The 24,521-nt window shown below is 59.2% G+C and carries 12 protein-coding genes and 4 pseudogenes; 7 read left to right on the forward strand and 9 right to left on the reverse strand.

From position 1 onward, the window contains the following. Window positions 1-388 precede the first annotated feature (388 nt). From AC0L28_RS24180 to nifA, 4 genes and pseudogenes are all read right to left on the reverse strand, one after another. Window positions 389-1,504, reverse strand: coding sequence for a Fic family protein (locus tag AC0L28_RS24180; RefSeq protein WP_473480641.1), 1,116 nt, complete (start codon window positions 1,502-1,504; stop codon window positions 389-391). Window positions 1,505-1,778: 274 nt separating this feature from the next. Further along, entirely contained in the window at window positions 1,779-2,807 is a 1,029-nt protein-coding gene (locus AC0L28_RS24185) for an LLM class flavin-dependent oxidoreductase (protein WP_473480644.1), read from the reverse strand. A gap of 86 nt (window positions 2,808-2,893) precedes the next feature. Then, window positions 2,894-4,050: pseudogene (gene hisC, locus AC0L28_RS24190) on the reverse strand (histidinol-phosphate transaminase). A 232-nt stretch (window positions 4,051-4,282) separates the two neighbouring features. After that, entirely contained in the window at window positions 4,283-6,067 is a 1,785-nt protein-coding gene (gene nifA, locus AC0L28_RS24195; protein ID WP_473480733.1) for a nif-specific transcriptional activator NifA, read from the reverse strand. A gap of 1,153 nt (window positions 6,068-7,220) precedes the next feature. Here nifA and AC0L28_RS24200 point away from each other — a divergent pair. The 3 genes from AC0L28_RS24200 (at window position 7,221) to AC0L28_RS24210 (ending at window position 11,971) form a co-directional block, all read left to right on the forward strand. Beyond that, a complete protein-coding gene (locus AC0L28_RS24200; RefSeq protein WP_473480736.1) occupies window positions 7,221-8,522 on the forward strand; it encodes a dicarboxylate/amino acid:cation symporter in 1,302 nt (433 codons plus the stop codon). Between the two features lie 282 nt (window positions 8,523-8,804). Next, a complete protein-coding gene (locus AC0L28_RS24205) occupies window positions 8,805-9,869 on the forward strand; it encodes a LacI family DNA-binding transcriptional regulator (protein WP_473480739.1) in 1,065 nt (354 codons plus the stop codon). A gap of 1,418 nt (window positions 9,870-11,287) precedes the next feature. Further along, on the forward strand, window positions 11,288-11,971 hold the full coding sequence (locus tag AC0L28_RS24210) for a transposase (protein ID WP_473480646.1): 684 nt from the start codon (window positions 11,288-11,290) through the stop codon (window positions 11,969-11,971). Between the two features lie 421 nt (window positions 11,972-12,392). Here the strand turns inward: AC0L28_RS24210 and AC0L28_RS24215 are convergent, their stop codons facing one another. The 4 genes and pseudogenes from AC0L28_RS24215 to pdxR form a co-directional block, all read right to left on the reverse strand. Beyond that, window positions 12,393-13,235, reverse strand: a complete 843-nt coding sequence (locus tag AC0L28_RS24215) for a TIM barrel protein (RefSeq protein WP_473480742.1) — start codon at window positions 13,233-13,235, stop codon at window positions 12,393-12,395. A 329-nt stretch (window positions 13,236-13,564) separates the two neighbouring features. Continuing rightward, window positions 13,565-13,833: pseudogene (locus AC0L28_RS24220) on the reverse strand (FMN-binding negative transcriptional regulator); the annotation flags it as partial. A gap of 1,428 nt (window positions 13,834-15,261) precedes the next feature. Continuing rightward, window positions 15,262-15,984: a B3/B4 domain-containing protein gene (locus tag AC0L28_RS24225; protein WP_473480648.1), complete on the reverse strand. Its 723-nt coding sequence runs from the start codon at window positions 15,982-15,984 to the stop codon at window positions 15,262-15,264. 162 nt (window positions 15,985-16,146) lie between these two features. Continuing rightward, window positions 16,147-17,685: a MocR-like pyridoxine biosynthesis transcription factor PdxR gene (gene pdxR / locus AC0L28_RS24230; protein WP_473480745.1), complete on the reverse strand. Its 1,539-nt coding sequence runs from the start codon at window positions 17,683-17,685 to the stop codon at window positions 16,147-16,149. Between the two features lie 68 nt (window positions 17,686-17,753). Here pdxR and AC0L28_RS24235 point away from each other — a divergent pair, with 68 nt between their 5' ends. Then, a complete protein-coding gene (locus AC0L28_RS24235; protein WP_473480650.1) occupies window positions 17,754-18,992 on the forward strand; it encodes a trans-sulfuration enzyme family protein in 1,239 nt (412 codons plus the stop codon). Window positions 18,993-19,032: 40 nt separating this feature from the next. Beyond that, window positions 19,033-19,934 (forward strand): annotated as a pseudogene (locus tag AC0L28_RS24240) (dihydrodipicolinate synthase family protein). 292 nt (window positions 19,935-20,226) lie between these two features. Here the strand turns inward: AC0L28_RS24240 and AC0L28_RS24245 are convergent. After that, window positions 20,227-20,499, reverse strand: coding sequence for a DUF982 domain-containing protein (locus AC0L28_RS24245; RefSeq protein ID WP_348626648.1), 273 nt, complete (start codon window positions 20,497-20,499; stop codon window positions 20,227-20,229). Window positions 20,500-21,104: 605 nt separating this feature from the next. On the opposite strand from AC0L28_RS24245, the gene nodU reads away from it, so the two are divergent. Continuing rightward, window positions 21,105-22,790, forward strand: coding sequence for a nodulation protein NodU (gene nodU, locus AC0L28_RS24250; protein ID WP_473480653.1), 1,686 nt, complete (start codon window positions 21,105-21,107; stop codon window positions 22,788-22,790). A 592-nt stretch (window positions 22,791-23,382) separates the two neighbouring features. Further along, a pseudogene (locus tag AC0L28_RS24255) lies at window positions 23,383-24,244 on the forward strand (MFS transporter); the annotation flags it as partial. Window positions 24,245-24,521: the final 277 nt, after the last annotated feature.

The following is a 24,521-nucleotide window of genomic DNA, read 5'->3' on the forward strand; positions in this document are numbered from 1 at the left end:
CGGCAATTGTCCGGAATCGGTAGCAGCGGCCCTCCATATTCCTTTGCATCGGCGCGTCACAAGGACGTGATTTGCTTTGCCCATGTAGCAAACCAGATGGGCCAGACCGAAGGTGATTTTGAGAAAGGCGGAGCGGCACCGCCGATGCGTTGGCCGTTATCGCTTCGGTCGCCCGAAATGCCATGAACATTGCCGACACTTGAAGATAAAAACACGCTGGGACCGCAACCGTTGCCCTGAAATTCTCAGCGAAATGCAGACGGACCCGTTTAAGTCGGACTTGGTGCCCAGGCTTTGCCCAGCGCGATCCTGAATTCATAGACCTTTTTGCTCAAAACTTCGCACGTGTCGCTGCGCGAGTAAGGTGGCAATAAATCCGTGCTGCGGTTTACCTGCGGTCATCCAGAATGTTCAGGGCGTAACGCGTGTGTCGCCGTTCGCCAGTTCTAATCATCGCGCCCTTGGAAACGAGGTCTTGCAGATCTCTTGTCGCCGTCGCGCGCGATGCTTGAGTGATGGCGATATAATTCTCGGCGCTGAGCCCTCCTTTGAACCCGTCGATGCCTTCGCGGAACATTCGGGCGATGACCTTTTCCTGCCGCTCGTTGAACAGGTTTCGGTAGCGTTCGTAAAACTTGGCTTTAGCTACGGAGAATTCGACGCGGACCAGCGTTACGCGTTGCGCTTCAAGGATCGTGTTGGCAAAGTAGAGCAGCCAATTTGTTACGGCGTTGCTCTTATTGCTGGCCTGCAGGTTGTCGTAGTAGGCCTTGCGGTGGCGTTCGATCGTGTATGCCAAAGCGATGAGACTTGGCTCACCCAGGCTTTGAGCAAGCGCCTTTTCGCAGAGGGCACGTCCTATGCGGCCGTTGCCATCCTCAAATGGGTGGATGCTCTCGAAATAAAGGTGCGCGATACCGGCTCGCGTCAACGCCGGGAGCGGCGTCTTACCTTTAGGCGCGGTATCGTTGAACCAAGCGGTGAAAGCATCCATTTCGGCTTTGACCCGCGCTGAGGGAGGTGCCTCGAAATGCACTTTGGGCTTATCCAGCCGATTGGAAACGATCTGCATGACGTCGGCATGCTGGCGGTAATTGCAAATGGTCTCAATACGCCGTTCCCCCGACATCACCATCTTGTGCCAAGCGTAGAGAGTGCGATGCGAGAGGACATGGCCAAAATGTAAATACACGTCGGCCATCATTTCCGCGATGCCGCGCTCGGCAGGCGGAATGCGCCTGTTCTCGCTGCCCAGCCCAAGTTGCTGGCGCAGGGATGATTGCAGGCTCTCGCGGTTGAGGTATTCCCCTTCAATCGCGGACGTTTTCAAGGCCTCTTCACTGATAAGATCGATGCGTATCTGGTCGCGATCGTCAGAACCGACGTGCCGAAAGACACCCAGGAACTCACCCGATCGCAGCAGGAATTCGCTTTCCAGCGGTTCCAATTCTTCCTTATCGTAGGTAAAATGCGGCCAGTCAGCCTGCTCCCAATTCCATACCATGAGTTATAGCGCACCTTTCTATAACTCATAGTGCCCTAAATAATGAGCTATAGCAATCTTCCCTATGCCTCTCTATGCCTCAGAAGCTGGGGCTTTGCCCTGGTACGCACAAGTCCGGCCCTCTCTCGCGAAACGAAATCGGGGCGATTTCTTAATCGGCAGGCCGGTCGCTCCAAGTATCTAGGGCCTCCACAAGCGGCATCATGCGCGGGACCGGGAAGGTAATGGTGCGCCGGAGAAAATTCAACTCCGAAGGCGGAGCGCGCATTCCACGTCAGGTAACTCGAGCCATGATTTCAGATTGGATCGTCCTTGCGGTGTATAGCGAAGCGTCTAAGGACAGATTCCCAAATGCAAGTTGGCAAAGTAGATAATTAGCACCGGCCTCTTCGAGCTGATCAAGAAGAGCTTGTCGCGCGGAAGATGCCGTTCCCACCACGCACAATTCGCTTTCGATTGCTGCATCCAAGCTCAGCGGCAGATTTGGGGGCGTCTGGAGCGCATTGAGGTCGTAGAGGAACCTGAAGCTCTTGAGCCATCGTTCGTAAGCGGGTGCCGCGAGCGCATATGCATCTGTTTCCGATCGCGCGATCACGACCGTGCGGAGCATTCCAAGAAATGGCCCTCGCTCGTCCGCGTCGGCACTGCGCTCCCGGCAGGCTCGGAATGCATCTGTGATTCTGCGAACAGAAGAGGCAGGTCCCAGGCACGCGATATTGGCGCCACTTGAAGCGGCCCAGCTGGCCGACTCGGGTCTATTGGTGGCGATCCATGTCGGTGGATGGGGGCGCTGATAAGATCTCAGCGTCAAAGGGACGTCATTCAGCTCAAAATGGCGGCCTCTATAGGACAGCGTGTCGCCCTTCATCGCCTTGATGAGGATTTCGCTGGCTTCCGCGTAGTGACCTGGCGCCGCCTCCGCAGCAATCCCGAAGTAACCCAGTTCGACTGGGAGAGAGCCGCGCCCTATACCCAGTTCGACCCTGCCACCACTCAATTGGTCCAGCATGCAGATCTCCTCGAACGCACGCAGCGGATGATAAAGGGCAAGGAGCATTACCATCGGGCCGACGCGAAGGTGCCGGGTGCGCTGGACGACGCTAGATAAGAACAGATTCGGCGATGGGCCCCTCCCGTGCGGAGTGCAGTGGTGCTCTGCCAGATGATATGCGTAGAAACCAAGGTGATCGCAGGCCTCTGCCAAACTCAGGCGATCGGCGTATTGCCGGGCAATCTCGCAGCCGTCCTCGTCCAGATGGTCGAATATGCCGAAGGTCAGGCCCTGTGGGAAGGCATTCTTCACGCGATTTTCTCCAACTCTTTGCAACAGTTCGTGGCTCGCAATGATGCAAGCAAATTCAAATTATCGGTCGCTTAATGGCCGGGGAGCTATCGACTGGTTAAGGCAGCAGCCGCTGACCGCCGGCACAGCGGGATCGTTTCCTCCGCCCTTCCTGCTATCTCTCTGGCGGCGTCAAGGAATTCATCCATCTCGGTTTTTGTACCGATGCTGATGCGGATGTAATTTTCCAGCCCTGCATCCGGAAAGAAGGCGACGAGTATCTTTTGCCTTTCCAAGGCTGCTTGCCACCATGAGCCTTCCTGCCCCGGTGGAACACGCGCTAGCAGGAAATTTGCGTGAGAAGGTATTACGGAAAATCCGAGTTTCGACAGTGCCACCGTCACTCGCTGTCTTTCATCCCTGATGTGCTTGTGGTTCTCGGCATAGGCGCCGCGGTGCCCAAGCACACTGATGCCAACAGCCTGGCCGATCACGTTCATGTTGAAGACGTTCTGGAGATCCCGCAGCCTGCCAATGACTTCGGGGTGGCCAAGTCCGAAACCGACGCGAATGCCGGCGGTGGCATAGCTTTTCGAGAATGTTCTCAAGATCAGGAGGTTTGGATAGCGATCGAGGAGATGCAGACCATTGTCCGGTGCAAAATCGACATAGGCCTCATCCAAGACAATCAGACGGTCTGATTGTGATACCAGGCGTTCAACATCGGCCACAGGAACAAACGTTCCGGTCGGATTGTTTGGGTTGGCCAGCAGAATGAACTTGGCATCTTTTGCCGGTCCCAAAAGCAAGTCTTCGACGGGCAAGGAATGATCTGCGCACCATCCGATTTCGAGAAATTGAGCACCCTGCAAACGGGCAAGTTTGCGGTTGAACGAAAACCCCGGCGACATCATCGCCATTCTGTCTCCTGGAACCAGGAAAGCTCTGTAGATAAGCCCGAGCAGTTCAGACGATCCGTTTCCGGCGATCACCTGATCCTTCGAGACGCCGTAGGCTTCCGACGCTGCTTGCCTTAAGCTGACGTTGTCGTCTTCTGGATATAGATTTCTGGATATAGATATTGCCGTTCAAGAGCCGCCATCGCACTTTGCATTATGGCTTTCGGCAACGGAAACGGGTTCTCGTTCGTGTTTAGCTTGACGCAACAAGAATCCGGCGCCGGTTTGTCGGACAGCAGAACATCTAACTGTCCCGCTACCTGCGAAAGGGAAGAAAGCACAGTTTGCAGTTTTGCATCAGACATCAATTTTTCTCCGTTTCAGTCTCAGTGCGTCCGGCACGAGCTGGTGATCAAGACAGGGCCTGGACCACCGACGATAGCGCTGCCGTGAGACCCGGGTGCACGGTGGGGCGACGACCGCGGGGGCAGCGCGGTCTGTGCGATCGGATCGGAATTGCAGGAGCCCCGCATCACTCCTCAAGGGCGCCAAGGCACGAATACTTGATTGTCCCAGCTACTCGGCTCGGTGATTTGTTCAAAGACGTTTGATCACGATGCCGTATTTCCTCAACACGTAGCCGATCTGGCGCGGCGTCAGTCCGAGCAGGCGTGCCGCCTTTGCCTGGACCCAGCCACATCTCTCCATCGCCTGGATGACACGTTCGGCATCGGCCATTCTCGCAGAGTGAACTACCCCGACTGGGTCCAGCGGCGGCTGCCCTTCGGTCGCTGACGGCGGTGGGACGGCGGCAGAACTAACCCCAGCAGCCGGCGGTATGGCCCGAACCACTGGTAGCGGCCCGATCGGCGAAGGTTGCAGCGCGACTTTGCCAACTCTGCAATTATGCAGCGCCTCGGCGAAGCATTTGCCCTGGCAGCATGCAAAGTCGTCTTTCCCGATTGATGGCCCCGCCGCCAGAACCGCGGCACGATACACGCAGTTTTCCAGTTCGCGAATGTTGCCGGGAAAGTCACAGTTTATCAGTACTTCGATCGCGCTCGGATCGAAGGTCAACATAAGGCCATTCTCATCGTTGAAATTCTTGAGAAACTCAGCTGCAAGTAGCGGAATATCGCTGCGCCTTTCGCGAAGCGGCGGCACCAGCAAGGGAACAACACTGATGCGGTAGTAGAGGTCGGCACGGAACTCGTTTCTGGCAACTGCCTCTTCCAGGTTCTTGTTCGTGGCGGCAATGATGCGGACGTCGACTTTAATGGTCTGGTTGCCCCCGACCCGCTCAAACTCCTGCTCCTGCAGCACGCGCAAGAGCTTTGCCTGGAACGAGGCCGAAATCTCGCCAATCTCGTCTAGGAACAATGTCCCCTTGTCGGCGAGCTCAAAGCGCCCCTTGCGCGAGTTGAACGCACTTGTGAATGCACCCTTCTCATGGCCGAACAATTCGGATTCCAGCACAGTCTCGGGTAGCGCCGCGCAATTGAGCTTGATGAAGGGCCGCTTGGCGCGCGGGGACAACTCGTGGATAGCCTTGGCGACCAGCTCCTTACCGGTACCGGATTCGCCTCGCAACAGAACCGCAATCTTGGCCTTGGCTACGAGCGCGACCTTCTCAAGCAGACCTCGCAACGCCAAACTGTCGCCAATCATCCCCTCCACGTGAGTGTTACGCTGCGGGGCCAGGCGCTTCTGCTTTGGCAGGGAGTCCTGCTTTGCCATCGGTTGCTCGCGGTCGCCCTCGAAAGAGCGATGCGACTTCACTGCCTGCCCTACCAGGTTGGCGACTAGCGGGAGCAGACAGAGGCTGTAATCGAGCCAAACTCTTGAGCCATGGCGCAGTACGTGGTCGATAGTCAGCGTGCCCACGACATTTGCATCGACGCTAATGGGAACGCCGATGAAGGACACTGGTATGTCGTCGGAAGCCCCGAGCACGTCCATGTCGGCGGCGGTGAAAGCCGGATGAACCGCGATGTTCTCGGTGGCCAGGGGCTTGTCCGTCGCCAAAACCTGGTCGATTGCATTCCGCGGAAGGTACGTCCGGCAGCGCTCACTGCAGCTCTCGGTCCGGCCGGCGCCTGCGATGATTTCCAGTTCGCCATCACCGTCGAAAAGAGAGATGATGCCGTGCCTCATCTGCAGAAACGATCGCAGCAGGTCTACAACCTTGGCCAGCCTGACCTCGAGCCCGGAGGGGGCGGTGAGCGCTTTCGAAATTTCGTAGATGCCGGCAAGCGCGCTCGCGCGCGACGGCAGAATGGCGGGTTCCAAGTCATCCCTTTTGGTGTCGTGGAGTGATGTGCAGCTTGACGAAGTCTGCTCAGCACTTTCTTCAGATTGGCGACCATTGTCCTGATCTAACATGTCATCCTCGATCTTGGGGCGCGACAGCAACGCCGCGCCATCTGGATCTGCGATGTCCCCCGGCGTAGACGCATCGTCAGATGGCATCAGGGCCCGAGCCAACGATGGCCGGCACCAACAAGAATTTCTTCGCCCCGCGAGCCGCAGCATGATTGGCGCACTTGCTTGCGGGTGGGAGCCGCTTACCGGAACGCTTGAGACGTTGATGCAGGTAGTCGTGAGGTGTCGGCGGCAGGACGCCAGAGTTCCGCAGGCGACATACTGCCTTGCATAAGATCAAGTGTGGGTCACGGTTTTGGGCGTCGGTCAGGCCCTGACGAGGGGCAAGCCCGAAAGACGCCGGAGGCAAGGCTTGATGCATGGCTCGGCTATTCCTTACTGAACTGGGGCGCGGTTCAGGCTTCCGGAGCGCAGCCACACGTTGCCCTACAGAGCGGGAATGAGGATGGCTAGTCAACCGAGCTTTCCTCGCATTTCTGAAAGGAAAGCACGAGGACATGATAGAATTCCATCAACTTAGATTTGCCGACGGATGGACATCGAACGGCAGAGTAACCGCGGCGTGTTCACGGAGGACCGGCGCGGTGAGCGTACAAGGTCGACGCCCCCGGGATGCTGTCGGCATTAGGGCGGCTGCGTCGACACTACGGCCCGAAGTGTCGTCGAGCGGCTAAAGTGTTCGCGCTATGAAGCATCTTCTGAGTCGCACCGATGCGCACCAAGTCCCGTGAATCATTCCGTCTTATCGACGACCCGTCGAGAAGCCACGGCTGCAGCGGGAGCGCGGTAAGAGCCCGCTCGTGTAGGGAATCCTCCACTTCCGTGCCCGGCCGGGTCGCAAATGCGACAAAGAAGCGAGCGGGCACAGCGGATCGCAGAGTTACCGACTGGTGGCTGTCAGGCTAAAGCAATGGGTGCAAAGCTGGCGTTAGTGCGGGATTTCGCCCGAGATGACGGCAACAGTGCGGAAGCTCGCACAACCCGCCCTTACTGAGGCTGCCTCACCGAGCGGAGGAATACCTTATTGGGCGCGGGCCTCCACTTGGCACAACACTTGCTGTCGACATGCCAGCAGCGCGTGACCGGAGCGCCGCGATGGGAGAAGCGCGGGAAGGGAGGAGGCCCCACCCCGATCCGGTCAGGGAGAGAAAAGCTGTTGGCTCCACCAATCCGAAGCGCGGGTCCCGTGCCCCGCAAGGCCTTCTACGCCCAGCTCTACATTCAGGTGCTTACCGCCATCGCCCTCGGTGTCGCAGTTGGCTATTTCTACCCGGAGGTCGGCGAGAGCCTGAAGCCGCTCGGCGATGCTTTCATCAAGCTTGTCAAGATGATTATCGCGCCGGTGATCTTCCTAACCGTGACGACCGGCATTGCCGGCATGAATGACCTCAAGAAGGTCGGCCGGGTCGCCGGCAAGGCAATGATCTATTTCCTCACCTTCTCGAGCCTCGCATTGATTGTCGGTCTCATTGTCGCAAATGTCGTTCAGCCGGGTGCCGGCCTGAACATCGATCCGGCGTCGCTCGATGCCCAGGCCGTGAAGGGCTATGCCGCCAAGGTCCACGAGCAGTCGGTGACCGGCTTCCTGATGAACATTATTCCCTCGACGATCGTTAGTGCCTTCGCCGAAGGCGACATCATGCAGGTCCTGTTCTTCTCGGTGCTGTTCGGCATTGCCCTGGCGATGGTTGGCGACACGGGCAAGCCTGTGCTTTCTTTGCTTCAGGCGCTCCTCGCGCCGGTGTTCAAGCTGGTCGGCATTCTGATGAGGGCCGCGCCCGTCGGCGCTTTCGGCGCCATGGCCTTTACCATCGGCAAATATGGCATCGGTTCGGTGGCCAACCTCGCCATGCTGGTCGCCACGTTCTATTTCACCGCCTTCCTCTTCGTATTCGGGATTCTAGGCGCGGTCTGCCGATACAACGGCTTCTCGATCTTTTCTCTCGTGTGCTACATCAAGGAAGAGCTGCTGCTGGTCCTAGCAACGTCCTCCTCGGAGGCCGCGCTGCCTTCGCTCATCGCGAAGATGGAGAACGCCGGCGCGAAGCGTTCCGTCGTGGGTCTCGTCATCCCGACTGGATATTCCTTCAATCTGGACGGCACCAATATCTACATGACGCTCGCCGCCCTCTTCATCGCCCAGGCAACGAACACGCACTTGTCGATTCCCGATCAGATTTTCCTATTGCTTGTCGCGATGCTTTCCTCGAAAGGTGCCGCAGGTATAACAGGGGCCGGCTTTATCACCTTGGCTGCTACGCTCTCCGTAATACCAAGCGTTCCCGTTGCTGGGATGGCCCTCATCCTTGGCGTGGACCGCTTCATGTCCGAATGCCGAGCGCTGACGAACGTAATCGGCAATGCGGTGGCCTCGCTGGTTGTCGCCCGCTGGGAAGGCGAACTGGATGAAACGCGCATGAAAGCTGCCTTCTACGGGAGCTTGCCGAGAGATTAAACCGACCACGCGCCCCAGCAAGATTGCTGCAGCGCGACCAGCCAAGTCGCCGGCTCATCAGCCACCAAACAATCGGCTCGCCGGGTCTAAACAGCGGTTCGCGGGCCACAGATCAGAAGCATCAAATGCGGTGAGGACAAGAAACATGGACGCCCTATGGAAACGGACCGCAGACCGAGACGCGCCCGGGTGCGCCTGGAGCGCTGATCAATGTATAGGCCGTCGATCGGGGAGGATGCCGAAATCACTTTGCCGCCCCAATCCGTCGCCGGCATGCACCGGATGACGGAGCGCCAGCCGATCAAAATCGGAGCGACGGCAAAGCGCCCTACAATTGCCGATCTCGCCCGCGAAGCGGGGGTGAGCGTGGCAACGGTCGATCGGGTGCTGAACGCTCGCCTTCCGGTGCGGGAGGAGACCGCGCGTCGCGTCCACCACGCGGCCCACGCGATCGGCTATCATGCTGCGGGACTTATCAAACAGCGCATGGGAAAGGACCTGCCCCGCTACCGGCTGGGCTTCATCTTGAGGAAACCGGCCCAGCATTTTTACCAGGAGTTCGCGCGCGAGGTCGAGGCGTCGGTCAGTTCGGCCCACTGCTTCCACGGCATTCCGCTCATCGAATTCGCGCCGTCACATTTGCCTGGGGATCTGACGGCACTGCTTAAGGATCTTGGTAGCCGATGCCACGCAATCGCCATGGTGGCGCCAGACCACCCGAAGATCACGGCAACAGTCGAGGAGCTCAAGGCGAAAGGCATCCCCGTCTTTTCGCTACTTTCTGACTTCGCCGCCGGCGTGCGCGAGGGCTACATAGGTCTCAACAACCGCAGCGTCGGTCGGACGGCAGCTTGGATGTTCTCCAAGGTCGCTAAACGGTCTGGCAAGGTGGCCGTGTTTGTCGGCAGCCACCGTTTCCAGGGTCATGAGCTGCGGGAAAGCGGGTTCCGTTCCTATTTCCGTGAGAACGAGCCAGCATTCGAGGTGCTGGATACGCTCGTCAATCTTGAGAAGCGACAGATCACCTACGAGGCGCTGCTGGATCTTATGCAGCGGGAACCTGAGCTCGTCGGCTTCTACATGGCCGGCGGTGGCATGGAGGGGGCTATCTCCGCGCTCCGGGAAGAGGGCAAAGGCCAGGATCTCGTCGCGATCGTGAATGAAATCACGCCGGAGTCGCGGGAGGCCCTCGCGGACGACATCATCACGATGGCGGTGGCGACGCCACTGCGCCGACTTTGCCAGGAGCTGATGTTGCTGATGGATCGCGCCATCAAGACCGGCACCGCGGAGACGCCGGGGCAGACATTTCTCCCGTTTGACATCTATCTGCCGGAAAACATCTGAAATGATGTGATCTATCGCCATGGCAGACATTCCTTTCATAAATGGCCGCGCAGTCCACTCCACTCGGGACGGTATGCGCATTCAAATGAAGTGTACGCTCTGCTCATTCAGATCGAGGCCGGAGACGTCCTGGGGGATCTCCTCAATTCAATCACGTTAGATGAAGCTAAGCGTGAAGCTCTTACAAAGGAGCTTCGCTGTGGGAGCAGCGCTGCATTCGGCTGCATCCCTCACAAGCTGCTCGCGTCCGCCGATCGTTTGCTGGACGAAGCATAACGGGCCCACCAAAATGGCTCTTTCGCTTCATGCGGTGTTCCGAACAGGAGCGGTGCGTTGCCCAGAGTCGGACCGCTCACTAATGGTCGGGCGACGCCGACGCCGGTCGGGGGCAGTTTTGGCGCCGTTTTGCAGCAATGCTTGCTGATGGCTCAGCGAAGTCCCCCGTGATCGCCTCGCTGCCGGAGAGGCAACCAGGCGTGCGTCCTTCAGCATTCCCAAACCTGACCGTCGACATCAAGGCCATGATCGACTTTGAGAACGCGCCATCGATCGAACGCGAAAAGCGGGTTGGCAGGCCTTCAGGAGGAGGCGAACACAAGCGGCTTGAAGCTCGGCGTGAAAGGGGAAGCAACTTTTCCGGACATATCGTGAGCGTGGCAAACTCGCTCCCAAGAGGTATAGCGGCCCGGTATAGGCTCGGGGAATTTATGCACTCCGCGGGCCACGAAAACGTCCTGCCCAGGGCAAGCCTATATTGGCTTTCCCGATTGCGCACGACGCCGCCGCGTGGCTCCGCAAAATTCACTCGGTCAGTACCGGGACGACGTTCCGACCAGGCGGCCGCCGCGGTACTCGTGAAAGAAGGGTCGCCCCAGCAACGACTGCGGCGACGAGTAGCTTCGGTCAGGCTCCGTTCTTGTCGAAGAAGCCTGTCATGCTCTGCCGCTGCCGGACGACGCTCGATGCGAGTTCGACTCGGCTCGAGCCCTCGCCTCTCCCCGCTCGCCAATTCTGCGCAGCTGTCCGTTCTTCGGCGCCAACCGATGTCGGTAATCAGCGGGCTAGCGTCGGTAGCACCGGCCTTCGGAGGTATGCCGTCCTGCACTGCCAGCGCAGACTGGATCGCAGCTCTTGAGCAGCTCCTTTCAGTTCGGATGCCAGCCGTCGCTCTACCATCGAAAACACGGGAGATAGCTTTTGCATGCTGCGGGAATCCACCACCTCCTCGGTCCCGAGATGGCATTGCATACTTGCTCTTAGGGGCTCATAGGAACTGGTCTGTTCCGGGGTGTGCGTCGCCAGCAGGGCTTGCTCGGGCGGTCCGATGCATATAGCTCGGCTACAGAAGAAGCGGCCAGACCTTCATTCGCCGTCTGCCGCGACTTCCTGCATAATTCGTGTTCAATAAGGAACCACCTATGAGGCGTCAGCCCCGAGCATTCACGGTGGAGATCAGACAGAAGCGCAGTTCTCAAAAACGGAGTCGTTCGATCTGGAGCGATGTCGATCTTACCGCAGCAATGGCCGAGACAACAAGGGAACTCGAGGAGATGGAGTTGCCAAATGGTCGCCCTGTTGACTCAAGTGTTGTAGCGCTTGATGCTGAACACATGCACAAACCGCGAGCGGAGTATCTCATGGCAAATCCCCTGGACGCAGAATCAGTAACAACTGCAACGCAACCGGCAGCCAAAGTAGAGAGGCCTCAAAAGAAGAAAGCCCAACGGTCGCCGAGAGCGAAGGCTGAGCCCAGGCCGCCTGCTCGGAAGAATGCGCCCAATGCGGCGTCTCAGGCGGAGGAAGCACCAGCAGCGACCGTGCGGACCGGACGCAAGGTCTACTCTGAAAAGGAGCGCGCCCAGATGCTCGCCCTGATACAGAAGTCTATCAGTGGCGGCGCCTCCCACAAGAGCGCCGTAAAGCAGGCCGGCATTTCAGAACAGACCTACTACCAATGGAAGAAAGCTGCGCTGCCTGCATCGGTTGGTGACGATCTGAAGGACCTCGTCGCGCTTGAGGAAGAAAACAAACGACTGAAGAGCCTGCTCGCGGAACGCCTGCGCAAGGAGAACGCGGAACTGAAGAGGAAGCTGGGGTTTTAATAACGCTGAATCGCAGATCGGAGCGCCAGAATTCTTGTCCCACGCGCTATCCGAGAGCGCATAGCTACGGGTCTGGCATCGGCACTTCTGGTCGGAGGAAGCGGTCGTCGGTGATCCCGGAGAGGCCGCCGAGGTGAAGCAGCAGCGGCGCGACCGCGGTCCTAGAAAAAGATCACCTCAGGACCACCTGCGGTTGGCTTCGCGCACTCGCCCTTTGTCCGCCGTCAGTTGCTCTTCGTCCGAAAATTCCGATAGTCCGCCGCCCTCAGCATCAGATCCAACCTTCGCCTTGCGGGCCCATCGAACTGCCGCGGCCGCCCAAGGCAGTCCAATGCCAGTGTTGACAATGGTGATCCGGCAAGCATCTGCATGAGCGGGACACAGGAGCGATCTCGAATGACGCTCAATTTGCCTACGCGCCTTAGACCGGCACTCGCGCCAGTAGCCCGTGTCGGATGAGATCGATGCTGGCGGCAAATGCGCCTGCAGAGTCATTCAATGCGTGGACTTCCTCGACGAGCTCAAGAGAAAAGGGACCCGTATAGCCGCCATCAAGTAGCGCCCGGATCTGGCTGCAATTGTCGGAACCTCCCAGGAGGCGATCCGGGTGAACCCACAAGGTTGGATCGTTTATGCCTGAAATGTGCACGAGACCGGTCAGATCGCAGAAGAAGGACGTCTCGCCGGCGAGTGTGTGGTGGAATGTATCGTGCACAAGCCGGAAGACGGACTGGCCATCAACCCAGGCAATGGCGTTAGCCGCTTCGTTCTTCGACCGAAGCGAGGAGGTCTGGAAGCCAAGCGGTTCGATGAGCCCAATCAGACCCCGAGACTGAAGTATCGGCTTGAGCGCCTTCAAGACGACGCGGAGATTGCCATTGCGCTCGCCATTGGCGGACCACGAACCGTCGTTCACCGGCACTAGCATGAGCACCTGGGCGCCACAGGCGGCCGCATAATCGGCGAGCTTGCTGGCCTCGGCCTTGCGGGCGGGAGTCCATTCGTTGAACCGCTGTAGGGCGTTGACTGAGATGATCGTGACGCCCGCTTCGGCAGCGGCAGACCGAACATCCGCCGGCGGCTTGCCGCGCACAACAGCCTTACTGCAGGGATTATTCCGGATTTGCACGTCGGTCAGACCCAGATCGCGGGCGAGCGCGAAGAACGTTCTGACGTCAAGCCCGGGCGTCGCCATGTGGTCGAGTGCAAACCGAAGTGGCGCCTGGCGCACGGAGTGGCTTTCCTTCATGAAAGCGGCCGCCATTCTCGGCTGACTGGCTTCTGCCGTTTGTTGATTTATGAGGCCGAAATGATCGGCATAGGAAGGCGAGTCAATCGAACTGACCCGCTCTTTATTCACACGATTGTGCTTCATTGTGAGCCGACTTTCACGCAACGGATACTACCGCGCCTCTTGAGAACATTGATCTGCTAGGTGAAATGACCGAGGATCGATCGAGGCTATCCAGCTGCTTCCGCAGAGTAGGCGCCAACCCGGAAAGATGCTGAACCGATCCGGAGCCAAACTGATGTGGCAGGCTGCTTCTTCGTAGCGAGGCCGATGCCCAGCGCGATCATAGCGCCTCCCTTACAGGTCGGCACAACCTTCCCGGTTCCCCGTTTGGCCGCATACCACTCCGGGTCACGTAAGCATCCGGCCCCATGAAGATGGCCAAGCCATCGCTCAGTAGCGGAACACGGCATTTCCGATTGGCCTTCGCGAGCTGGCCGCAGATCACGCCGTGCTCGCCCTCGCTTTCATCAAGCAAGAAGGGCAGTGACGAGGCGAAAAGTCATTGGGTCGTGGCAGTGACGAAGTTCGCCAGCGGCGCTGCGCGGATGCTCGCTCGCAGGAAATCAATATCATCAACTCAGAAGGCCGGAGGGGTGTACATCGGGGGAACTCCTTGTGTGCGTTGCAGGTCAGATACTTGCAATCTGGCCCTCTGGAAACAGCCAGTTCGTTGCAATTGAAGCCGTCCAGTTGGTGAAGTGGCATGGCGGGGGATCATCGGGCTAACAATTTGGCGGTCCAACAATGAGGCCCTCCACGACTTCTGCGCCCCCGACATCTCTTGGCTTAGCCCAACCGTCCGTGGCCCCGCCGTCGCCAGCGTAGCGCTACCCGATCGAGTTGCCGGCGATAAAGATAGAATCAGGGGCAGCCTTGCTGGCGGCCCTGATGGGGTGCTGTTGAAGACACCTACCCGTAGATGGCGCATCTCGTGCGGCTCGTTCAAGGGAAGGAGGAGCGGCCAGTGCATTATGGCCCACGGTCACAACGAGCGCATGCTGCTGCCGATCGAGCGTGGTACGGCGCACGGTGCCGTGATGCCATGCTGTCGGCCGGCCGGCTCAGCCAACTGCGCTACTGATGGAAGGTCCGGCGGTAGCAGGGCGTCGCCGCGGTGGCTGGCTGTTCCCGGGGCAGCACGCGATTACCCGACGCTGCAGATCCATCGGATTGTCGCCGAGACTGCAAAAGCGCCAACACCGTCAAGGGGCCTGGCCGGCACACGCTGCGTCACAGCTTCGCCACGCCTGGAGGCCGGCGTCGACGTCGGAGTTACCCGGGTCCTGCTGGGAGACGCAAGCTCGACACACGGCCCTCTACGCAAGCTCAACCCGCAGATATGCTGCAGGCCAGTCCGCGAGAACTTAGCCTTTCGAGGAGGCGGAGAGCTCGCCCGACGGGTGAGCGTGCGGCGACTCGAGCGAGATCGCCGATATGCTCCGTGCTGCCCGGCCTGCCTATCAGGTCGCGCATGCAGGCCAGCTCAGCCTCGGCAGCTCAAGGTCATGTCGGCGATCGAGCACTGCCGCACGGCAGGCGTACGCGGCCAACGGCGGATCGGGCACAACTGCCGTGGTCATCACACACGTCGATGAGGTAGGCGGAAATAAATCGTCATCCGCATCCCCCCTCGGCGGAGAGCCACGAGTCTGCCCAAGCATGGCAGATGTCTCGCGACCGCTTCGATCCGAATTCCATCCGGCTTTTCGCCACGAGATGTTATGCTGGCTCGGAGTGCCAAGACTGAAGCTCGCCCCGGAGCGTCTGACGTCGAGATTGATCAAAGCAGCAACCCGAAGAGGTGCGCAATCTTTGGACCGTGGCTACACTGGGTCGATTCGAATTATGAATGCGGTGCACCTTCCGCTGGCCTGCTGAGTACGAAATGGCCAGAGGGGTTACCTCCTATCGACCTTCGCAGCCCCAGGAGACCCGCTGGCAAAGGAACGCAGACTGCTTGCGAGTGCACCGATCATCATCGGGGCGGGCACGTTCCTCAACCGACCCGCCTGTCGAGACTAGCGACTGAGGCTTTAGCGGTGGTGATTTCCTGCTTGTAGACCTTACACCCTGGTGCCAGCTCTCTCAGACCGCTCACGAGCATCTTAGCCGCCTGCTCGAGCGCCTCTTCCGGCATCGCTGCCAAGCTTTCCAAAATAAACCACATGCGGCCGCCCACGGTCTCCAACCGGGTGCGCGTGCCCTGCCGCCAGTTCCAGCGGCGACATGTAGCTCCCAGATCGTCGCGCCAGATGACCTCCCCCTTGGAAGCACTTTCGACGACCGCTTCCCCATTCAAAACAGTGTGGAAGGACTCCGTTCCTACGGCAATCGTCAGCCGCGGTTTGCCGACATATGCATCGAAATTTTCGCCGCCAATGGGTATTGAGAAACGCAGGCTCACTGCATTGTAGAGGTCAACGACAGGATTTATTGGTGGGATGCGGCCATCCTTCTCCACCCGTTTTTTCAATGCCTGCGCCGAGCACGGCGTCCGGTTTGGTTTCGCGCCGAACCGGACGTATGCCTCCGCCCAATTGGCCAAGTGCGCTTCTCCCCAGGCCGGTCCCCCCGCTCGGGCGAAATCGCAAGCCTCTCCCAACACGTCCCGAGCCATGACGCCTCGCGCACTGTCCTCTGCATCAACAAGAATGCTGATTGCGCGAAAGTCAGGTGCGATCTCTGCTATTTCTTCGTCGATCAGCGGAAAATCCAACAACGCTTCCTTCTTTAAGCCGGCCGCGACGGTGCCTTGCTTCCACCGGATTTGACAGTATCCTCAAGAATTCCTTTCCCGAGGTCGACCAGGACTGGCCGACAGAGCCAGTCCTGGCAAGTCTTGCTGATTCAGTCTGCGATCAATGCCAGCGCGACTCTGGGGTCACGAGCCAGGCCCGCTCGCTGTCAGGGCGGGTATTGAGCATCTTGCCGACTCTTGGGCAAAGTTTCTTACCCTTTGGATAGCTCCAGTAAGGAGCCGAACGCCGTTCTCGATCTGCCGAATGGTCAGGGCGGAATAGCCCATCACCAGTCCAATCCGGTCAGCGCGGCCTTCATCTCGGATGTACAGCGATGAAATCGGATGGATGCCAACCCCGACCCGCCGCGCCTCTTCAACCAGAACGTCCTCCAGCGACCGAGAAAGATCCTTGAACCAGACGACGACATGCAGCCCTGCATCGGCCCCCTCGATGGCAATGCTGTCTGCGAACGCGCGTCGAAGGACGGCAAGCAGTGCCTCTCGCCGCTCGCCGTTAAGACGGCGGACGCGGCGCACATGGCTTTCATAACCACCGCTCTCGATGAGTGAGGCCAGGGCCTCCTGTTCCGCGACCGGAGAATGCCTGTCGAGAAGCTGCTTGGCCATCGCAAAGACGTCTTGCAACTCGGCCGGAACCACCAGGTAGCCGATGCGCAGCATCGGCGACAGTGTCTTGGAGATCGTGCCAACATAGATTACGGAACTGCGGTCTTCCAGCTTATGCAGCGGGGGCACCGGTCGAATGTCGTACCGGTACTCGCCATCGTAATCGTCCTCGATAATATAGGCGTCATTGCGCCGAGCCCATTCGAGGAGCTGATACCGCCGCGAAATCGACAAGACGGCGCCGAGCGGGAACTGGTGCGACGGGGTGACATAGGCCAGCCGCGCTGGGATCTCCTGCAGCAGCTCGGTCTTCATGCCCTCGCTATCGACGGCGACAGCGACGGGCGTGGCTCCTGTGCTGGCAAAGACTTGGCGCGCCATTTTATAGCAGGGATCCTCGATCACGAAGCTGTCAGAAGGATCGAGCAGCAGGCGCGCGCACATATCGAGGCACTGCTGTGATCCGCTGACGACGAGGATCTGCTCGACCTGGCAGCTAAGCGCTCGGGCACGCCACAAATATCCCTGCAGCGCCTGGCGCAAGCGATGCGAGCCGCGTGGATCGTGATAGGCCAGCCTTCCGGGGCTTTGTGACATCGCCGCGTTCATCGCACGCTTCCACGTCAGCGCCGGGAAATCAGATGGGGCGAGGTCGCCATAACGGAAATCGACCTTGAGGCGGTTGGGGAGGTAATCGCGCCGTGGCGGACTGGCGCGCAGTCGCTCGCCGTAACAGGAAAGGTGGATCGGGCCAGTCCGTTTCGGCACCGCGCTGGTCTCTTTACTTCGGACTAGCGAAGAGGCAACGCGAGGTCTTGCGCCTTGAATGACCTCGATGAAACCTTCGGCGACCAACTGATCATACGCCACGGTGACCGTGGTTCGCGACACACCGAGTTCATTTGCGAGGCCGCGTGACGACGGCAGCTGGCTGCCCGTTTCATAGATCCCACCCAAGATCTGCTCGCGAAGAGCTTCGCAGATCTGGCGCGCGCCGAGACCTTGCGAGCGAGCTGTCGACGCTTCAGGAGAAGGCTGGACCATTTCTTTCATCGCCAACTGGACGTTCCATCTGAGTTAGTGTGCCGGCATTGTCCCCGAAATCAAGAGGGTTAAAGCCGATGACCAGCGCCGAAGATCAGCTTGAAGCCGAGGCAACATCAACGCCGTCCCGGAACGACGTCGGTCTCGCATTCGCCACCCGGGCAATCCATCATGGCTACGATCCGGCCGGCTTTGCCAATTCCGTTCAGACGCCGGTGTTTCTTACATCGACCTATGGATTTGAAAGCGTTGCAGCAAACGAAGCCGTCGCAGCGCTTGGCGGAAGGCTCTACGCACGCGAATACAACCCGACCACCGAGATCCTCGAAAAGCGGCTCGCCAATCTCGAAGGAGCCGAAGCTGGGCTGGTACTCGCCTCGGGGATCGCCGCCTTCGGCACGCTGATCCTTTCGCTGCTTTCGCAAGGTGACGAACTCATTGTCCACAAGACACTCTATTCGAATACGCTCGCCATGGTCGAGCAGGGGCTGCCGCAGTTTGGCATCAAGGTCGTTGCCGTCGACCTGTCGAATCCGAGCAATCTCAATGGCGCCATCACTGACAGGACCCGGCTCGTGTTCTTCGAGACGCCAATCAACCCGCTGAGCCGTATCCTCGACATCGCTGCCATTGCCGAACACGCCCATTCTCGCGGCGTGAAGGTCGCCGTCGACAGCACCTTCGCCTCGCCCGCCCTCCAGCGTCCGCTGGAACTCGGAGCCGACATCGTGATCCATTCGCTGACCAAGTACATCAATGGCCATGGCGATGCTCTGGGCGGTGTGATACTGGGCGATGCGAAAACACTGCACCTGCTGCGCGAAACTGGCCTGCGCTATCTCACCGGGGCAGCGCTCTCGCCCATGTCGGCGTTCCTGATTTTGCGCGGGTTGAAGACACTCACGTTGCGTATGGAGCGTCACAGTGTCTCTGGGCTTGCGGTCGCTCAGGCGCTCGAGGCGCACCCGGCTGTGGCTTGGGTTAGCTATCCATTTCTCGGCTCTCATCCCGACCATGAGATCGCGCGCAGACAGATGTCGCAAGGCTCGGGCATGTTGGCTCTCGGCCTCCAAACGGGGTTCGAGGGCGCGCGCCGTATGATGGACCGGCTCAAGCTGATCATCAGGGCGGTCAGCCTCGGCGACGCTGACAGTCTCATCTATCATCCGGCAAGCCTGACCCGCTCGCGCAAGTCAATCCGCAAGGACGCGCATTTGCCTGACGGAGTCGGCGACGACCTCATGCGTCTGTCGGTAGGGCTCGAAGACGCCGCCGATTTGATCGCGGATCTAGAGCAGGCGCTGGACGGGGTCTGATGCCCAACGCTTCACCCAATGTAACAACGGGAGCTTCAGCATGGCTTTCCTGAGCGGCCTTTCGGCCTTCCCAATAACGCCAAGCGACAGTGACGGCGGCGTCGATGTCCTAGCGCTTCGAAAGCTGATAGCGCGGCTTTGCGCAGCAAAGGTGGTTCCATCGGCCTGCTCGGTAGCACCGGCACCTACATGTATCTGTCGCGCCCGGAACGCCGCCGGGCGATTTGCCAGGCGCTGGACGAGACGCGTGGACGAGTCCCGCTCGTGGTGGGCGTGGGCGCTTTGCGCACCGATGAAGCGGTACACTATGCAAGCGATGCCAAGGCCCTTGGCGCAGCCGCGGGGTTGCTCGCGGCTGTTTCCTACACCCCGCTCACTGACGACGAGGTTTTCGAGCATTTTTCGACAGTGGCGCGCGAAAGCGGCCTGCCGATCGTGATCTACGACAATCCTGCAAACACGCATTTTCGCTTCACGCCAGCGCTCATCGAGCGTCTGGGACAGCTGCCTGAGATCCTCGCTATTAAAAACTCAGCCGACCGGGGCGATGCTATCAAAGGCCAACTTGCGCACCAGAAAAAAATTGTGCCGAAAGGATTCTCGATCGGCTACAGCGGCGACTGGAACGCCACCGAGGCCCTGATTGCCGGCGCCGATACATGGTACAGCGTCCTCGGTGGCATCTTGCCCGACCCCTGCCTGAGGATGGTCAGAGCCGCTCAGCACGGCGACCACGCAGAAGCACACCGGATCGACGCCACCCTGGCCCCGGTGTGGGAGCTTTTCAAGACGTTCTCGAGCCTTCGCGTCGTCTACGCAATCGCCGAGCTCCTCGAAATCTGTTCCGCCGAGCCCCCACGGCCAATCAAGCCGCTTTCCGCTGCGGCGAAGGGCCAGCTCGCCGGCGTCCTGGACCGTCTAGGATCAGGTGTCGGATCGTAAGCCGCGCGACTTCATATTGCCGAGGGAAAAATGTACGCACCGACCCTTTCGATGACTAGCCGAGATGTTCTCCATAATCTGATCGGGAACAATGCGCGCGGCGTGCTGATCACCGATGGATCGACAGGCCTCGACGCCAATCACGTCCTCGTCAACGTGTTCGATTGGCAGAACGTCTTACCGGCGAGGGAGGTAGGCGTCCGGGGCCGCCAACGCCTACATTTCTCCGGAAGAGTGTGCAGGCCAGACGACTTCCACTCGAAGCATCAAAGCCTTGATGCGCTAACAGCATTCAATCGCTGCGCAGGATCTTTGCTTCAAGCGCGGCTGCCACAAAAGCCCTTCGGGCAGCTGGTGGATGGGCCTCACCACGCAATACTTGCAGACAAGCGTCCATCGCTACCCTCCGTTTCTCGGTCCGATGATGAAGGGCACGGATCAGGATAGCGGCCGCCTGGTTGACATCGAATACGATACGCTCAGAACTGTGGCGGCCAACCTGAACAACGACCGCCCTCTCAAATCTGTGCAAGCCGGTCATCTCTCCGCCCCCCAAGGCGATCATCCGTCAATAGGGCCCAGCTCGTCTTCTTTGCCGAGCCGACACTGCATCTGTGAGCCGAGACAGCGCTAACCTCACACGCGCTTAGCCGCTCTGTCCCGCTGCCGATCTGCAGGCGGGATCCATCGGTTGTCGGAGGTTGTTCCTCCAACATGGCGGCGCGATTCAAAAAGCCGAATAGGCCTTTTGGGCGCTGCCCTCGCCATCGAAAATCTTGTCGATGACCTAAAGAGTAGCTTGATCAAGGAAGGCTCTCTTCTAGCGCGACAACCTTCGTGCTCAGCACGCGCGCTCGGTGCCGAGGGAGCGCGGCACCTCCCGTGGCGCGGGTGATGTGTGACCGTGCACATCCTTGCCCAGCGCTTGCGGTGGCCAGGCCTTCTACAGTGCCGCACAGCGCTGCCTCGCAATTCTGGTGATTTTTGCGTGTCAGCCATTTGTTTTAGATCACGCGGCAGACCTTATCATTCATCGCGCGAATGCCTCACATCCAAACAATCTAATTTACCGGTTCCTCATGATCCTGCATAGCGCGACATCAAAACCAACGACCACGTTTTCCAGCCGTTTCCTGCGGTTGCTCTAGGTCACCTCGACAAGGATCTGCTATGCGCATTTGCGGTATCAAGCTGACGCACGACGGGGGAATCGCTGTCGTGGAAGACGGCAGATTAGTCTTTTGCATCGAGCAGGAGAAGCTCGACAATAACCCACGATACCAACATATCGAGCGGCTTGAGACGGTCGCCGCCGTTTTGGCGGAAAACGGGCTTGCTCCGCGCGATATCGACCGGTTCGTTATTGACGGATGGGACGGTGAAATCCAGTCAGAATTCCAAGTTCTGAGTAACGGCTCCCCTATCACTCTCAACGGCGCGCCATATGTGGAGCGGTACGCCGAAAATCCTCTGACAGCCTATCAAGGTTCCGGTCTCATGCTCGACAATGGGGTATGTTCTTATGAAAGCTACCCGCATGTTGTTGGGCACGTAGCTTCCGCATACTGCACCAGCTCATTCGCCAAAGCAGAGGAACCGGCATTTTGTCTGGTATGGGACGGCTGCATCTTTCCGCGGCTTTACTACGTCGAGCCAAGTGGAGTCCGATTTGTTGGGTGCCTGTTTCCGATGATAGGCCATGCCTATGCGGCCGCGGGCCAACATTTCGGTCCTTACAGGCAAGAACTGCGGACTGGCTGGAATCTCGGTATCGCCGGCAAGTTGATGGCCTATATTGCGCTCGGAGTGGTCCATGAACACATCGTGAATGTGTTTCAGGAGCTTTACGACGACCATTTTGCCTGGGATACGGACCTTGCTTTTGGCTACGGGAACAACAGCCACAGCGAAGACGCGTTACTCACGGCTGTGCACGACTTCTTCGATGCAAGCGCGTCGCGGTTAATCCCCGAAACGCCCGAGGACATACTTGCTTCCTTCCATGCCTTCGTGGAGCGTCTTCTCGTCCAGGGGATGACAAGGGCGCTGCGTGGGTACTCAGTCCCCAAAACCCGAAACCTGTGCATAGCCGGCGGATGCGGGCTGAACATCAAATGGAACAGCGCTCTTCGGGCGAGCGGTTTGTTCGACGCAGTCTGGGTGCCTCCGTTTCCAAACGACAGCGGATCGGCGATCGGTGCCGCTTGCTGCGCGCTGGCCGCCGACAAAGGTTTCGTGCATCTCGACTGGTCAGTTTACAGCGGGCCAAATGTGAGCCATGGCAAGGTTCCGCCTGGTTGGCAATCTGCTGCTTGCAGCCTGAAAGAACTTGCCAGCGTGCTCGCCGACAACAAGCCTGTGGTGTTCCTTGCAGGTCGCGCAGAGCTTGGTCCACGTGCTTTGGGAGCCAGAAGCATCCTGGCGGCCGCAACTTCGCCGGAAATGAAGGACCATCTCAACAAAATCAAAGTTCGAGAGCACTTCCGACCGGTAGCGCCAATATGCTTGGAGGATCGTGCACCTGACATGTTTGACCCCGGCACGCCGGATCCTTACATGCTGTTCGATCACCGAACCCGTTCGGAGTGGAAAGAAAAAATCCCGGCGGTCGTCCATCTCGACGGGACTGCGCGACTTCAGACAGTTTCGAGAACTTCTGAACACCCAATTGCAGAACTTCTGATAGAATATGAGAAACTCACGGGCATTTCGCTGCTCTGCAACACGAGTGCAAATCTCAATGGACGTGGTTTTTTTCCGGATGCGGCTGCCGCCTGTGAGTGGGGATGCGTAGACCACGTTTGGTGCGATGGGTTGCTGTTGACCAAGACAGGTGCAAGTCAATTCGAGGGCTGAGCGGCGGGCTGTAACGAACTTGAGTTACCGCGCTCTAGCGCTGCAATCGCCGGCAGCATAGCTGAGCGGAGCCGGATAATGCGGGTGTGTGCGGTTACGGCCCTTGAAGCTGCCCTGATCTGACGAACGAATCTGATCGTCATGGCCGATAAAGCGCCGAGACTGTGCTGTTGAGCTGGCAAGCACGCGAATGCTTTTGCTTAGCGATGTGAATGGAGGGTTCGAACACCAGGGCCTGCACGGCCCTGCCGACCGGCATGCCATTCGTCTGCTGCGGTGGTGGCAAGCTTGAGCGAATTAGCTGTTTGAGCTCCTTCTGCCAACGGAATCCCGCATTGCCTGCGCCAGCCGCGTTAATCCCTGGGAGCGTCCGCCTTGCCGTCCGCGACTTTGCTCAGCACCGAACCACTCCGCCATGGCGCCGGGCATGTGGCCGACCACGTTGACCCCGACACCCTCCGTCAGTGTCAGCAAGTCGGAGTAGAGGTCCACATTCTCGAGCACGCTCCTTGCAGGACCCATAAGTGCGAGATCGGTTGCAGCAACCCGATGCCGAAGGGCACAATTGCCAGCGCACGGTCCTGGTGCCGTCGCGGGGTCACTGCCGGTTCTTCTGACCGCCCGCGTCGTGCTCGGAATAGCGCTCGGAGGCTTCTGGTCGATGTCGGCAGCGTTGGCGATGCGGCTCGTTCCAGGTCACCTCCTGCGGCGCGCCATGTCGATTATCCTCACCGGCGTACCGTCGGTCCAATCGGCGCCTATGTCGGCGACGTCTGGGGGTGGCGAAGCGCCTTCATGATCGCTGCAGTCTTCGGCGCGTTACACTGGTAGTGCAACTCACGGCTTTTCCGAGGCTGCCTCCGATTGGAGCGGCCAGCTTCCGCAGTTTGCTGGATGTGGCCAAGAATCCGATGATCAAAGTCGCGATTTTGGTCGTCCTGCTGGTCGCTTCCGGGCACTTCGCCGGCTCCATCTATATCCGCGACTTCCTTGAGAATGTTCCCGCGCTCAACATCGAGACGATCTCGCTCGTGTTGCTCGCCATTGTCATCGGCGGCTTCTTCGGCAATTTGGCCGGCGGATCTTGGCCGAGCACAGCCTCAAGGCAGTCGCGGCCCTGCCGCCCCTGCTCATAGCGATGGCCGCTGTCTCGCTGCTGACGTTGGAAGCATCGGCCTGGGCCTCGGCGGTTGCGGTACCGTATGGGGCTTGCCTTCGGCGCGGTGCCGGTGGGACTGCAGAAAATGCATGGTGCTGCGCGCCGCTCCCGAGCAGGCCGAAAGCGCCGGTGGGCTGATGGCCGCAACGTTCCAAGTGCCATCGCCACCGGCGCGATTTTCGGCGGACTGCTGGTGGACAATACCGGCGTTGCTAGTGCCTTTGCCCACAGCGCCGTTGCCTCGTTCCTCGCTGCCCTGACAGTGTTCTTGCTCGGACCGATTTGCGAACCCTAGAGCACCTGACACAGGCCAGTGCAGCACGGCGAAAGATGCAATCGCATCAGCCGCGCGGTCCGATCCTGCTCACGATTTTTTGGCGGTTGCAGCCATCGTCTCCGCGCGATCGCACGTTGTTGTCCGGTCGATTTCGACCAGCGGCGGCGTTTTGAATGATGGTGCCGACGAGAGAAGCTAAGAGTGCCGGACCGAAGCGGACCGCCTCGCCGTCGACCGCTCGCCTCGTACGGCTATTAAATACAAGGGCGAACCCGTGCTTGATCCGTGTGAGGCG

The organism is Mesorhizobium sp. WSM4847 (genome assembly GCF_055811335.1).

Coding starts and splice junctions, on each gene's coding strand:
- AC0L28_RS24210 (WP_473480646.1), top strand. CDS start 11,288: ATGAGGCGTCAGCCCCGAGCATTCACGGTGGAGATCAGACAGAAGCGC.
- AC0L28_RS24205 (WP_473480739.1), top strand. CDS start 8,805: ATGACGGAGCGCCAGCCGATCAAAATCGGAGCGACGGCAAAGCGCCCT.
- nifA (WP_473480733.1), bottom strand. CDS start 6,067: ATGTTAGATCAGGACAATGGTCGCCAATCTGAAGAAAGTGCTGAGCAG.
- AC0L28_RS24215 (WP_473480742.1), bottom strand. CDS start 13,235: ATGGCGGCCGCTTTCATGAAGGAAAGCCACTCCGTGCGCCAGGCGCCA.
- nodU (WP_473480653.1), top strand. CDS start 21,105: ATGCGCATTTGCGGTATCAAGCTGACGCACGACGGGGGAATCGCTGTC.
- AC0L28_RS24235 (WP_473480650.1), top strand. CDS start 17,754: ATGACCAGCGCCGAAGATCAGCTTGAAGCCGAGGCAACATCAACGCCG.
- AC0L28_RS24180 (WP_473480641.1), bottom strand. CDS start 1,504: ATGGTATGGAATTGGGAGCAGGCTGACTGGCCGCATTTTACCTACGAT.
- AC0L28_RS24245 (WP_348626648.1), bottom strand. CDS start 20,499: ATGATCGCCTTGGGGGGCGGAGAGATGACCGGCTTGCACAGATTTGAG.
- pdxR (WP_473480745.1), bottom strand. CDS start 17,685: ATGAAAGAAATGGTCCAGCCTTCTCCTGAAGCGTCGACAGCTCGCTCG.